The organism is Pseudomonas sp. (genome assembly GCF_036387035.1).
GTDB lineage: Bacteria > Pseudomonadota > Gammaproteobacteria > Pseudomonadales > Pseudomonadaceae > Aquipseudomonas.
In genome coordinates this window covers 1-13,363 of the sequence record NZ_DASVUM010000057.1, presented here as the reverse complement: position 1 = coordinate 13,363, position 13,363 = coordinate 1, and the positions used below count along the sequence as shown (strand labels likewise).

Genomic DNA, 13,363 nt, shown 5'->3' with positions numbered 1-13,363 from the left:
GCGTTGTACTGGCCGAGGCCAGGTGGAAGCGCTGGCAAAGTGGGTGTCAGCAGCACGTCGTAGTCGCTGAACAACTGACCTACGTTCCGAGTGACGATATTGCGCTGGTGCATCGCGCCCAGCAGCTCAGTCGCGCTCAATGCCTTGCCGAGTCGATAGAGCGCCAGCGTGGCGGGCTCCAGCGTGGACGCGTCAATCGGCCGACCCGTCTGCGAGGCAATCGCGTCGATCCAGGCCGCCGTGTTGCCGGACCAGAACCGCGCGTTCAGTTCCACGAACGCTTCCCAACTCAAGCCGATGTCGGGGACGACGTCGGTAATCCGGTGGCCCAAGGCTTCGAGTGCCTGGCACACCCGCTTCAACGCGGCGCTGACTTCTGGCGCGGTTGACACCCCGTTCAAGGCTTGGAGCTGCACGCCAACACGAAGCGGCCCTGGATCGCGATCGAGCAGCGACCGGTAAGATTGCGTCGGCGGTGCAATGTGGAACGGATCGCCCAGCGCAGGGCCGTGCACCAGGTCAAGAAGATTGGCAGTGTCCCGCACCGAACGACTGAGCACACCATTCACGGCAAGCCCCGCCCAGACTTCATCCACGTCCGGGCCCATCGGTAGACGCCCACGGCTGGGCTTGAGCCCGAAGAGCCCGCAAGCCGACGCGGGCACGCGGATGGAACCGCCCCCATCGGTCGCATGGGCCATTGGCACCAGGCCCGCGGCCACGGCGGCCGCCGAACCGCCGCTGGATCCGCCGGCGCTGCGGTTGAGGTCCCAAGGGTTGCGCGTTGGCTCGTCGATGCGGTTCTCGGTGGTCGTGCTGGCGGCCAGCTCCGGCGTGGTGGTGCGGCCCACAGCGATCAGTCCGCTGCGCCGGAACCGACTCATCAGCGCTGAGTCAGCAGGGGCGACGCAGCCCTTCGCCAATTGGCTGCCCAGTTCATTACGGCGATTGCGTACCGTCAGGCCCAGGTCCTTGACCAGTATCGGCACGCCCTGCAGAGGTCCGGGCTGTGATTGCGGTTCGTCACTCCACGTTTCGATGACCGCGTTGATTTGCGGGTTAACCGCCTCTATGGCGTGCAGCGCAGCCGTGCGGACTTCGGATTCGCTGACCTGTCGGTCGGCGATCAAGTCGGCAAGGCCCACGGCGTCCCGTTCTGCGTAGTCGGAAAGCTTCATGCCCATCTCCAGTAAAGAGTGATGTATACCCATGCGTATCGGACGATACTTGTAAGTATCATGCAATACCGCCTAGTATCACTGTCAAGCAGAATGTGACCTTCAGAGAGTGCCAGCCGTGGGAAAATCCATCCGTCCTGAACGCATCGCGCAGTTGCCGCCGCGCGAACGCATCATCGATGCTGCACAGACGCTGTTTGCAGAGCAGGGCATCGCCCGGGTAACCGTTGACGCCGTTGCGGCGTTGGCAGGGTCGACAAAAATGACGCTCTATCGGCACTTCGAGACCAAAGATGTGCTGGTGCTTGAATGGCTGAGACTGATCACGGAGCAGTACAGCGCGGTACTTGATGATCTGGCAGAAGAGTGGCCTGCGGAACCGCTCAGGCAATTGGCGGGCTTTGCGCAATTCATTGCAGACAACCTGACCACCGCTGGCTATCGCGGCTGTCCGTTCATCAACAGCCTGGCCGAGCTTGGCGACCCATTGCACCCGGCGCGGCGGGTGATCGAGTCACACAAGCAGCGCCAGTTCCAGCGCATCGCCGCGCTGTGCCAAGAGGCTGGCTCGCCGGACCCCGCCAACGTGGCGCAGGAACTGACGCTGCTATTGGAAGGCGCTCAGGTCGTGGCGCAAAACAAGGGCATGGGTGATGTGGCGGGGCATTTGATGAGGATGGTGGGTGAGCGGCTGGCGATTGTTGATTAACGGTCGCCTTGGCTGATCGATGGTCTTGGTGTGCTTTCTTTGAGAAGTCCAAGGGGCAGGTTTCGACCCATAGCGGCCTCTCGATCCCAGCGCGTCGCAGACTCCGATGACCAGTTCGTCGACCCTCGTCGGGGCGTTGTCCAGCAGTGTCGTTTGCTGAGGAATCAGCTTCGCTGGTCTCCCACGGCAGGCAACCCATACGCGACGTCGAATGCGTTCCTCGCGCAGGGTAACTGGAATCGGCCTCACTCCAGCTTCGACGACCTCTTAGCTATCTCGCGGATACGACTGAACAACGTGCTGGGCTCATACAGCTAGACGGTCGTGCGCGATCCCTCGCCCTTACCGCGTGCGGCTGCCGGCCCTGACTCGGGCGCTGACTGAGATCGCATCCGGTGCCTATCTGCCGCTGCCGTCGCTGGGGCTTCCATCGCGGCCGCAGGGCGGAACATGCGCGGTATCGCCGTTCAACACCTCCAAATAGCCCTCCTCGATATTCAGCCGCTCGACTAGAAAGTCGACGAAGGCACGCACTTTCGGTGACTGCACCTGACCGCGCGGGAACAGTGCATGCAGGTCGAGGTCCGTGCCACGCCAGCCGGTGAGCACGCGCTGCACCAGACCCTGCTCGACGTACGCCCGCACAAAGACGTCGCTGGTCAGCATCAGGCCTTCTCCATCCATCATCACAGTGCGAAGGGCGCTCGGATCGCTGGCGATCACGACGGGGTCGACCGGGAACTCGCGCCGCTTTCCGTTTCCATCATCGAGGGTCCAGGCGAAGCCGTGGGCGCTTCGGTGATTGGTCTGCACGGTTGCCCGGTGGTAAATCAAGTCGTCGGGATGCAGCGGCTCGCCGAAATGCTCGATGTAACCGGGGGTGGCGTAGATCGCGGTACGGAACACGGCGAGCTTGCGCGCCGCCAGGTTGGAATCCGCCAGCGTGCCAACGCGCATCGCCACGTCGATTTCGCCGGCGATGATGTCGACCTGGTCGTTGCTCAGCAGCAGTTCCACGCGAACGTCCGGATGGCGTGCGTGGAATTCGCTGAGTAAGGGCGCGACCCAAGTGTTGCCCACCGGATGAGATGCAGTGACGCGCAGCCAGCCTCGCGGCCCGCTCTGCAACTCACTGACGGCGCTCTCCGCCTCGTCCAGGTCGCGCGCAATGCGCTGGCAATGCGCGAAATAGATGTTGCCCGCCTCGGTCAAGCCGAGCTTGCGGGTTGTGCGATGCAATAGCTGCGCACCCAGTCGCTCTTCCAGCTCCTGCACCTTACGACTCACGGTCGCCTTGGGCATGTGCAGCGTGTTCGCGGCAGCCGTGAAGCTGCCCAACTCCACAACCTTGACGAACACCAAAGTGTCATTGAGATCTCGATTCATGGAGCATCCTGGCGATTATCCCATTGATGGAACAATTATTCACAAAAAGGCCGACTAATACACTGGCAGCGGCTGCACTACATTGGTCTCAACAGCAAACGGAGGTCACTGCCTCCACCGCTTGAGCCAAGGATACGAACATGAACAGACTAACTGGCAAGACCGCAGTAATCACCGGTGGCGCGACCGGCATCGGTCTCGCGGCGGCAAAGCGCTTCATCCAGGAAGGCGCCTTCGTCTTCATCTACGGCCGTCGGCAGGAAGCGCTCGACGCTGCCGTGGCCGAGCTTGGACCAAAGGCCCGCGCCATAACGGGCTCGGTCTCCGATGAGGCCGACCTAGACCGACTCTATGTGGCAGTGAAGGCCGAGCGCGGAACCCTCGACATCCTCTTCGCCAATGCCGGCACCGGCAGCCCACTCAAGCTGGGCGAGATCACTGCCGCCCATATCGACGAAACCTTCGAAACCAACGTGAAGGGCACCATCTTCACGGTCCAGAAGGCGCTGCCGCTGATGGGCGAGGGCGGTTCGATCATCCTGACCGGATCGAGCGCTGGCACCACGGGTGCTCCCGGATTCACCGCCTACAGCGCGAGCAAGGCGGCCGTGCGCAACTTCGCTAGGACCTGGGCAGAGGATCTGAAGGGCACCGGCATCCGGGTCAACGTGCTGTCGCCTGGCGCTACGGCAACCGAACTCGCGAAGGCGGCGCTCGGCGAGGAAGGCCAGAAGTCCTATGGCGCGATGACGCCCCTGCTGCGCATGGCCGAGCCCTCGGAAATCGCGGCGGCAGCGGTGTTTCTCGCCTCGTCGGACAGCAGCTTCATGACCGCGAGCGAAGTCGCTGTCGACGGCGGTCTGGCGCAACTCTGACCCACGACGCCTCGGCGCTCCGTTCGATGGTTCGGAGCACCGCAGGGTCTGCTCAATAACAAAAATTAGAAAGGCACAATATATGAACAACCATAGTGCACAAAACTTGGCGGGAAAAATTGCGGTCGTGACCGGTGGAAGCAGCGGCATTGGCCTGGCCACGGCCAAGCGCTTCCTTGAAGAAGGTGCGCACGTCGTTATCACTGGGCGAAGGGAGGACGAACTGAAGGAGGCGGCAGCCACCTTGAAGGGAGACGTTACGACGGTCGTGGGCGACGTGTCCCGCCTGGAAGATCTGGACCGGCTCTTTGCTGTCGTGAAAGAGAAGCATGGTCACATTGATGTGCTTTTTGCCAACGCGGGCGCGGGTACGGTCGCGCCACTGGAGGCCGCTACCGAGGCTCATTTCGACCAGACCTTCGACGTGAACGTCAAGGGCACCTTCTTCACGGTGCAGAAGGCCCTTCCGCTGTTCAAAGACGGCGGCTCGATCATCGTGACCTCTTCGGTCACCAACGTCCTGGGAACGGCTGGATTCAGCGCTTACGGTGCAAGCAAAGCGGCTGTGCGCAACTTCGTGCGTGCCTGGACGATGGAGCTGAAAGATCGCCAGATCCGCGTGAATTGCATCAGTCCCGGGCCCACCGAGACGGGCGCTTTGCAAAAGACGGCGGGCCTTACCGCCGACCAGGCCAAGGAAGCGGCCGCCCAGTACGCCTTGCAGATTCCCATGGGTCGCTGGGGCAAGCCGGAGGAAATCGCGGCTGCCGTCGTATTCCTCGCCTCCGAGGAAAGTTCGTTCATCACGGGTATCGATCTTCCCGTCGATGGCGGCCTGGCGCAGGTCTGACCCCAACGCGGCCCCTTGGCTGGCCACCCTAGCGGCAAGCCGTGGGGCCGCGCTTATCCAAGCAGGATCCAACCCAACTCAGAGAAAACTCCTATGACCTATTCAATTATCGGCTTCGGCCCTATCGGCCAGGCACTGGCCAAGGCGTTTGCCCGCAAGGGCATCGACGTATCCGTGGCCACCACGCGCGACCCAGAAAGCTTTGCCTCCGTCGCCGCTGCGATCGGTCCCACCATCCTTCCCAAAACACTGGCGGAAGCGGTCAAGGTGGACATCATCTTTTTGGCCGTCCGTTTCGACTCGCACCAGGATGTCGCCAACGCGCTGTCGACCTGGAAAGGCAAGACCATCGTCGATGTAACCAACACCCAAGTGCCCCCAGAGGAACTGGGAGGACAGCCTTCTTCCATGGTCGTTGCGCGGTCCTTCACGGGCGTCAGGCTGGTCAAAGGCTTCAACCATCTGGGTGCATCCGTCCTCGCCCAGGATCCGGCCGTGCATGGCGGCAGGCGGGTCGTGTTCCTGGCCAGCGACGATGACGAGGCCGCGGCCGAGATCGGCGCGCTTGCAGAAAATCTCGGTTTCTCGCCGGTCCAACTTGGCAGGCTTTCCGAGGGCGGGCTGCTGGTCCACGCACGCGGAAATAGCTGGGGTCGCCTGATCTTCAAGGACCTCGTCACTTTCGCCGGTTGAGCAGGACGTACCCAACGATAACAACACAACGAACGCGCTCGGGTCGGCCGCAAGTCGACTCGATCGACGCGGAGAAATCCCCATGAATACCGAGAAAAACGTCCAGACCGTGAAGGACTTCTTTGCGGCCATTGGCCGCGGCGACAAGGACGGTCTGCTGGCGCTGGTCGCCGAAGACATCGAGTGGGTCATCCCGGGCGAAGACTGGCCTCTGGCCGGTACGCGCCACGGCCATGCGGGGCTTGCGGATTTGCTCGAGACCGCATCCAGGTCGATGGAGACGTCCACCGAACCCCGGGAGTTCATCGCGCAGGGAGACCGGGTGCTGGTCGTCGGTTTCGCCAAGGGCAAGATCAAAGCCACCAACAAGACGTTCGAAGATGACTGGATCTTCGCCATCACGGTCCGCGACGGCAGACTGACGAAGATCCGCGAGTACATTGACACGCAGGCACTGGCACGAGCCTCGCAGATCGACGCATCCGGGCTCACGTAGCAAAAACCCTTTGAGGCCCCTCGCTATTCGAATACCAAACCTTGTAGGAGGTCCCCACGTACGACACATCCAAGCTATCCGAGTTGATCCGCTTCGCACGCGTTGATCCAGGCGCCACCGTCATCGACGTTTACCCGGGCGACGGCGACTGGACGCGTCTATTCTCTGACGCCGTGGGACCCAACTGACGGGTCTATAGCTTCGTGCCTGCCAAGTCGCCCACTTCAAGAACGATCCTGTCGGCAACATGCGTACGTTGGCGAAGGAGCCGGGCCGGGCAAACGTCGAGGCGGTTTCGGCGGACCTCGTGGCGATGCCGGAAGTCACGCAGCCCGCGGATGTCCTGTGGCTGCACCTGTTCTACCACGATCTCCACACCGCGCTGATGCAGTCCAAGGACGCGACGGCGGCCGACTTCAATCGCGCCGTGTACGATCGGGTCAAGCCGGGTGGGTACTACGTCATCGTCGACCACGCCGCCGCTGGCACAGCGGGCACCAGTGTTGCCCAGTCGCTGCACCGGATCGACCCCGCCTCCGTTCGGAAGGAGGTGGAGGCGGCCGGCTTCCTGTTGGACGCGGAAAGCAACATGCTCGCGAACAAGGATGATCCGCGATCAGTCAAGGTGTTCGATCCCGCGATCAAGGGCGAGACCGATCGCTTCGTCTACCGGTTTGTGAAGCCGTGACGGCTGCCAGCGACGGCCGCTTGGCGGCGGCACACTCCGGCCACGACGAACGTCTCTTGCTGGCCGATAGCTGACGCCCGCCCTTGGCCGCTTCCGACCCCAATGCCGCCACCCAGCCTTTTTCCGCTTTGATTCCACTTTCGATAGACGGCGGTCAGCGCGCTGGTAAACCCTTGGATTTCAACCACACTGTTGCGCAGTCCAACCCTCATGCAGTCTGTTCGTTGTCCGGGACCGCGCCGCTTTATTGGCTCCCTGGTGGATAAGGAGACACTTCAATCCCCAGCAGAGAGTCATCATGGCAACATTCAACGTTAAGGATTTCGGCGCAAAGGGTAATGGCAGCAGCAACGATACGCTCGCCATTCAAAAAGCCATCGATGCCGCCGCTGCGGCGGGGGGCGGACAAGTGTACTTGCCCGAGGGCACTTACATGGTCAGCGCAACGACGGGCAGTTGCCTCGCCCTGAAGAGCAATGTTGCCTTGGTCGGCCAAGGCATGGGCGTCTCGACACTCAAGCTGGCGAACGACGTGCCCTCCGCTGTCACCTGCATCCTGACGGCCAACGGCACACACGATGTGGGGGCGAGCCAGCTGACCCTTGATGGCAACCTTCAGCACAACACCGGGTATTTATCGGGCTGGCTGAATGGTAGCGGGACTAAAGTCAGGATCGATAGCGTTGAAGCCAAGAACGCAGCGGGCAACGGTTTCGATTTGCAGGGCACTAATGGTCTGGTACAGGTAGAGCTGAGCAACAGCGTTGCCCATGACAATGGCGAAGGTGTACGCGCCTATGCAATGACTGCCAGCGTGTTGCATGACAATGTCGCCTACGCAAACCGGATCGGTTTCAACGTCGGCGGCGATGTTCAGGTGGTGGACAACGACGCCTATCGCAATACCGACACCGGGATATTCGTGCAAGGCACCGGCACTACCGTCAAGGGCGGCGAAGTCTACGGGAATGGCGATGACGGAGTCCACGCCGTGTTCGCCAGGCAGTTCAACATCACGGGCGTTGATATTCATGACAACAAGGGCAGCGGGATCTATATCGCAAGCAGCGTAAACGGCGACGTCTTTTCAAACACCCTCCACAATAATTCTTTAGGCAGCCCGGTGGCCGAACTTCAGGTATACGGCGTGGCCAAGGTAAATACCTTCAGCGAATCCCACGACATCAGGGTGACCGGGAATATCATCACTGGTAGCGAACAGTCCACTTACGGCATCCGTGAAAACAACGCCGTGTTTGACAATTCGTACACGCACAACGTCATCAGTCACACCCAAACTGGCGCCATTGCCGCGCTCGCCAGCAGCGAAGTTTCGGACAATACCGACTCTATCTACACCTACGGTACCCGTTCTAACGACAAGCTCAACGGTGAAATCACTCAAGACGTACTATTCGGCGGCAGTGGCAACGACACCCTCAACGGCAAGGGCAACAACGACACCTTGATCGGTGGCACTGGCGTAGACAAGCTCACCGGTGGCGAGGGGAATGATATTTTCCGCTTCAATACGGTCAGTGAAAGCTATCGCACCGCGACCAAGTCGTATGCGGATGTGATCACTGATTTCGACGTGGCCCATGACAAGATCGACGTTGCAGGCGGCGGCATCGGCTTCACCGGGCTGGGGAATGGCCACAACCACACACTCGTGCTGGCTTACAACGAGGCCAAGGACGTTACTTATCTGAAGAATCTGGATGCGGACGTGCTGGGGGAACGCTTCGAATTGACCTTGAACGGCAACTTCCTGCACACCTTCACCAACGCCAATTTGCAATCCGTGATTCAAGGCACCGACGGCAGTGACAAGCTCACTGGAACAAACGCTGCGCAAACCTTGCTGGGTGGTGCAGGCAAGGACACGCTTAATGGTGGTGCCGGCGATGATCGGCTCGACGGCGGGGCTGGCGGCGACACCCTGACGGGCGGCGCAGGGGCCGATACCTTCGTGTACGGCAACTTTCGAAACAGCCAGCGCTACGACAATGAGGGCACCGCACAGCGGGACACGATCACTGACTTCAACGGGAACGAAAACGACGTCATCGACGTGTCTGCTACAGGGTTCATTGGCTTGGGCAATGGGCACAACGGTACGCTCAAGGTGGTCTTGAACGCCGCCGGCACTCAGACCGCGCTCAAGTCACTGGACGCCAGTGACCGGGACGGGGCGCACTTCGAGTTGTTGCTACAGGGCAACCACATCGCGGATCTGACCCCTGCTCATTTGATATTCAAAGACTTTGACGGGAGTAAAGTTGTGTCCTCCTCGCCGCTACTCAGCGCCGAAGCCAGTCATACCGAAGCGACGGCTATCACCCTTACCGGCGTGGCGGAGCATGGGAACGAGCACATGGCCTGATTAGCAGGCCGATTGAGTGCGCCTACCTGCGTATCGGTACGAAAGGCTCATCGGTCTTTGTGTAGATGAGCCTTAGCGAATTGATATATGCCTGTCGTTACCGTTAGCTATGGGGCGGAAATCCTTCCTCGTGAAAGGCGACTCTCGACCCGGAGCTGCTCTTCAAGGCCAGCTTTGACCCACCCAAACACTTCAAATAATTCGTTACAACTTAAGTCGTACGATGTCATATCTATTGTGATCGACTGTGCATCTTCCAAAAAATACAACAATGGAGATCACCTATGCCGAGCACTCCTTCCGCCGAAGGCCAGGCTGCAGCGCCGTCACAAAACCCCGTCGTCAAACTGTTCAAGCTGCTGGGCCCTGGCATCATTGCCGTGCTGGCCTGGCTGGGGGCGGGCGACTTGATTACCTCGTCCGTGGCGGGCGCGAACTACGGGTACGCCATGATGTGGGTGCTGGCCGTCTCGCTGCTGCTGCGGTATCTGATCGTTAACATCATTGCCCGCTTCCAGCTCTGCAATAACCAGGGCATGACCATCCTCCAGGGCTATGCCCAGCTCAATCCGTTTTTCGGGTGGTTCCTGCTGGTGTATGCCTTGCTTATGGGGCATTTGATGAATGCCTACATGATCAAAGGCGCCGGCGAAGCCTTGGCCATGTTGTTGAAGATTGACTACCCGCTGCTCTGTTCGCTGGCGGTCGTGCTGGCGGTGTGGATGCTGGTGGGCCGCAATATCTATTCGCTGATCGAAGGCGTGATGAAAGCCTTGCTGGCGGTAATGACGTTGGCGTTCCTGGCGCTGGCGGTGATGTCGGGGCCGGACGTGACGGGCATCATCAAAGGCACCATCGGCTTCAGCATTCCGCCCGATGAAGGCGTTCACGGCGCACTGCTGGTGGCCGTCTCGGTCATCGGCGCGGTTGCAGGCTCCGTTGCCAACTTCGTGCACCCGTATGTCATGCGCCAAAAGGGTTGGGTAGGGCCGGAGCACAAGCGCGTCCAGCGCAACGACCTGCTGTTTGCGGTGTTCGTGGGCATCATCATCAACCTGGCGATCTGGATCGTCGGCGCCGAAATCCTGCGTCCCAACGGCATCGAGGTCAACACGCTGGCGGATCTGGGCAAGGCGCTGGAAATGTACTTCGGCTCGATCGGCTGGTACGTATTCTTCGTCGGCGTATTCGCCACGCTGTTCGCCAGTATCGCTGGCAAGACCACAGCGTTCCCCATGTTGATCACCGACGCTTTCCAGCACGTCAAACCCGAGCGCCGCGAACGGTACGGTAAGGAGTTCCACCGCGACCCGATGCACAAGTGGTTCATGTTGTTCATCCTGGTCACGCCGCTGGTCTGGTCGCTGCCGGGCATGCCGGATTTCGTGACCCTGACCATCGGCGTCAACGCCTTGAACATCATTGGCCTGCCGGTAATTTCCCTTGGCTTGCTGATCATGTCCAACCAGAAGTCCTTGCTGGACAAGCAATACCGCAACAATCTTTTCGAGAACATCGCGCTGGTATTCGCAACAGGGCTGGCATTGTGGGTCGCGTTCCAGTTGGGTGTGGATCTGTTCACCTGATTCGCGGGCTGATACTGGGCGATAGGGCCTTGCATTAATACAAGCAGTGGTGGGGGCACCGGAGGCTCTCACCGCTCTCGGGTCACGCTTACCGGCTCTATAGGCTGAATCTCATTCAGGGATGCGTGACCCGCATTCGAGTGCGTACCGAACGATCATCAGGCGCGGCGCTCGTACAGCAGGTAGCCGTGTGCACCGCTACCGATGCACTGAAATCCTGCTTTCTCGTACATCGTCCTGGCGGGGTTGTCCGGTCGCACACTCAGCTGCAAGCGAGTGAATCCAGCCTTGGCGGCATCCACCGCCCACGCGGCCAGAAGAACCATTCCAACACCGTTACGTCGATATTCCGGTCCGACGTGAATCGTGCACAGTTCTGCGTGGTCCTGCTCCGGCGTCCAGAGTGAGTAGCCCGCGAATTGATCACTCACGAGCGCGACGGTGAGACGGTCAAAATTTTCTACCCAGCGGCTTAAGTGGCGTCCCAACTGATTGCGCCACGCCGATTCATGCTCGGGCTTCCAGCAGCGGATATAGCGTTCTTCGCCTCGGTAGATGGCAGGAAGGTCCGTCACCACGGCTTGCCTGAGTTGAACTGCCATTGCATCGCCTTTCTATAGTCCCGGGAGGTGCGGGTGTGCCGCTTTCAGAACCCTGATTTTCTGCACAGGATCCTCGGCACAGGCCGCTTCGAACGCTGTGCCCAGCGCCACTTGCGTAATCTTGCGCACTTTAGCCAAGGGTCACTCACAGCGGAAGAAGCACCGGGTAGGATTTGCTTACCACTTCCCCAGAGTCATTGACGTCATGCCTTCCAACCCCATTCCCAACCCCGACCTGCTGGTCGTAGGGCTGGCGCAAATCGCGCCGATCTGGCTCAACCGCGATGCCACGCTGGCGAAGATCGTCGATTACATAGGCCGCGCCGCAGAGCAACAGTGCCGATTCGTGACCTTCGGCGAAGCGCTGCTGCCCGGTTACCCGTTCTGGCTGGAACTGACTGAAGGGGCGCGTTTCAACTCGCCCGTGCAGAAAGATATTCACGCCTATTACCTTCAACAAGCGGTCAGCGTTGAGGCCGGACATCTGGATGCGGTGTGCGCAGCCGCTGCCAGACACAACATCGCGGTCATGCTTGGCTGCATCGAGCGGCCCGCAGATCGGGGTGGCTATAGCGTTTACTGCTCCCGGGTTTATATAGGCCCGGACGGTGTCATCGGTTCGGTGCACCGTAAGCTGATGCCGACGTATGAAGAACGCCTGACCTGGTCGCCTGGTGACGGGCATGGCCTGAGGGTGCATCCACTGGGCGCCTTCACCCTCGGTGGCCTCAATTGCTTTGAAAACTGGATGCCCTTGTCGCGCGCGGCACTGTATGCGCAGGGCGAGGACCTGCACGTCGCGTTATGGCCCGGCAACCTGCGCAACACCGAGGACATCACGCGCTTTATCGCAAAGGAGGGCCGCTGTTTCACCCTCTCGGTGTCTGCACTGATGCGCCGCGAGGACTTTCCCGCGGACACACCGCACCTGGACCTGATACTCGCCAATTGCCCTGACGTGCTGGCCAATGGCGGCTCTTGCATCGCAGCGCCCAATGGCGACTGGTTGATCCCGCCAGCCGTGGGCGAGGAGTGCTTGCTGGTGGCCACGCTTGACCGCAACGAAGTTCTACGAGAGCGTCAGAACCTGGATCAGGCCGGGCATTACTCGCGGCCTGACGTGACGCGGCTCGTCGTCGACCGACGCCGTCAACATGTGGCGTCTTTTGAGGACGGAAACAGCTGACACGAAGCTAAAAAAGTTACCCGTCGGGTTTCGTGCTGCCGTGATTGCCACTTTGCAGGGTGACGCGGCCTGGCAGGGTTGCCTCTTGACCTGCCGGGAGTCGGAAACGCCCTTGACCTTGCCGCAGGAGGAAGGTCTAAGGTGTCGCCTCCCTTTCAAGGCCCCTTCAGGATGCCCACCATGAACAAGATTGCCATCGTCGTCAGCGTGATTTCTCTTCTGGCCGTAACGGCCGCCAACGCCGATCAGGCGGACGAGGTCAAACAGATGCACGAGGCGTACGGGCAGTCGATGAGCGCCATGAAGGACGACATGCACCACGGGATGATGAGCGACAACCCGGATGTTGCCTTCGCGGCGGGCATGCTGCCTCACCACGAAGGCGCGGTCGAGATGGCCAAAATCGAACTCAAATACGGCAAAGACCCGGAGATGCTCGAACTGGCGCGCAAGATTGTGGCGGCGCAGGCGGCGGAAATCACGCAGATGAAGAACTGGCTCAAGGCACATCCCGCTCAGTAAGTCGCAGGCTACGCAGGGCTAATGCAGCTGCGTAGCAACGCTGAATTCAGTGCCGCCAGGACCCATGTGGCAATTCAAAATGCCGATCAGCCTCCTTCAGGGCGGTTTTCAGTGAGGCCTTGTTCAGCGCAATGCAGTAAGCCGGCTTGGCCCTCTCGAACCGCCAGCTCTCGTCAAGATTGCCGGCATCGACTGCGTCGAAACCC

13 protein-coding genes and 1 pseudogene are annotated in these 13,363 nt (G+C 60.5%); 10 read left to right on the top strand and 4 right to left on the bottom strand.

What is annotated here, in order from left to right:
- The coding region (locus tag VF672_RS04960) for an amidase (protein WP_331102067.1) at window positions 1-1,178 on the bottom strand (1,178 nt) is incomplete at its 3' end.
- 118 nt (window positions 1,179-1,296) lie between these two features.
- Here VF672_RS04960 and VF672_RS04955 point away from each other — a divergent pair.
- Complete coding sequence (locus VF672_RS04955; protein ID WP_331102065.1) at window positions 1,297-1,887, top strand: TetR/AcrR family transcriptional regulator; 591 nt, start codon at window positions 1,297-1,299, stop codon at window positions 1,885-1,887.
- 399 nt (window positions 1,888-2,286) lie between these two features.
- Here the strand turns inward: VF672_RS04955 and VF672_RS04950 are convergent, their stop codons facing one another.
- On the bottom strand, window positions 2,287-3,273 hold the full coding sequence (locus tag VF672_RS04950; RefSeq protein WP_331102063.1) for a LysR family transcriptional regulator: 987 nt from the start codon (window positions 3,271-3,273) through the stop codon (window positions 2,287-2,289).
- Window positions 3,274-3,413: 140 nt separating this feature from the next.
- Here VF672_RS04950 and VF672_RS04945 point away from each other — a divergent pair, with 140 nt between their 5' ends.
- The 7 genes from VF672_RS04945 (at window position 3,414) to VF672_RS04915 (ending at window position 10,847) form a co-directional block, all read left to right on the top strand.
- Window positions 3,414-4,148 carry an SDR family oxidoreductase gene (locus VF672_RS04945; protein WP_331102061.1) on the top strand — a complete coding sequence of 245 codons (735 nt, stop codon included), beginning with the start codon at window positions 3,414-3,416 and terminating at the stop codon, window positions 4,146-4,148.
- 82 nt (window positions 4,149-4,230) lie between these two features.
- Window positions 4,231-4,998: a glucose 1-dehydrogenase gene (locus VF672_RS04940; RefSeq protein ID WP_331102059.1), complete on the top strand. Its 768-nt coding sequence runs from the start codon at window positions 4,231-4,233 to the stop codon at window positions 4,996-4,998.
- Between the two features lie 93 nt (window positions 4,999-5,091).
- Window positions 5,092-5,691 (top strand): NADPH-dependent F420 reductase, encoded by a 600-nt coding sequence (locus VF672_RS04935; RefSeq protein ID WP_331102057.1) that lies wholly within the window; start codon window positions 5,092-5,094, stop codon window positions 5,689-5,691.
- 82 nt (window positions 5,692-5,773) lie between these two features.
- The gene (locus tag VF672_RS04930) at window positions 5,774-6,187 is read left to right on the top strand and encodes a nuclear transport factor 2 family protein (RefSeq protein WP_331102055.1); all 414 of its coding nucleotides are present in this window, start codon (window positions 5,774-5,776) and stop codon (window positions 6,185-6,187) included.
- A 247-nt stretch (window positions 6,188-6,434) separates the two neighbouring features.
- Complete coding sequence (locus tag VF672_RS04925) at window positions 6,435-6,875, top strand: hypothetical protein (protein WP_331102053.1); 441 nt, start codon at window positions 6,435-6,437, stop codon at window positions 6,873-6,875.
- 298 nt (window positions 6,876-7,173) lie between these two features.
- Window positions 7,174-9,261, top strand: a complete 2,088-nt coding sequence (locus VF672_RS04920; protein WP_331102051.1) for a glycosyl hydrolase family 28-related protein — start codon at window positions 7,174-7,176, stop codon at window positions 9,259-9,261.
- A 284-nt stretch (window positions 9,262-9,545) separates the two neighbouring features.
- Window positions 9,546-10,847 carry an Nramp family divalent metal transporter gene (locus VF672_RS04915; protein WP_331102049.1) on the top strand — a complete coding sequence of 434 codons (1,302 nt, stop codon included), beginning with the start codon at window positions 9,546-9,548 and terminating at the stop codon, window positions 10,845-10,847.
- Between the two features lie 158 nt (window positions 10,848-11,005).
- Here the strand turns inward: VF672_RS04915 and VF672_RS04910 are convergent, their stop codons facing one another.
- Entirely contained in the window at window positions 11,006-11,449 is a 444-nt protein-coding gene (locus VF672_RS04910) for a GNAT family N-acetyltransferase (RefSeq protein WP_331102047.1), read from the bottom strand.
- Window positions 11,450-11,654: 205 nt separating this feature from the next.
- Between VF672_RS04910 and VF672_RS04905 the strand changes: the two genes are divergently transcribed.
- Together VF672_RS04905 and copM are read left to right on the top strand one after the other, a co-directional pair.
- Window positions 11,655-12,635, top strand: a complete 981-nt coding sequence (locus VF672_RS04905) for a carbon-nitrogen hydrolase family protein (protein WP_331102045.1) — start codon at window positions 11,655-11,657, stop codon at window positions 12,633-12,635.
- A gap of 180 nt (window positions 12,636-12,815) precedes the next feature.
- Window positions 12,816-13,157 carry a CopM family metallochaperone gene (copM, locus tag VF672_RS04900; RefSeq protein WP_331102044.1) on the top strand — a complete coding sequence of 114 codons (342 nt, stop codon included), beginning with the start codon at window positions 12,816-12,818 and terminating at the stop codon, window positions 13,155-13,157.
- A gap of 46 nt (window positions 13,158-13,203) precedes the next feature.
- On the opposite strand, the pseudogene VF672_RS04895 reads toward copM, so the two are convergent.
- Window positions 13,204-13,363 (bottom strand): annotated as a pseudogene (locus tag VF672_RS04895) (NADP oxidoreductase); the annotation flags it as partial.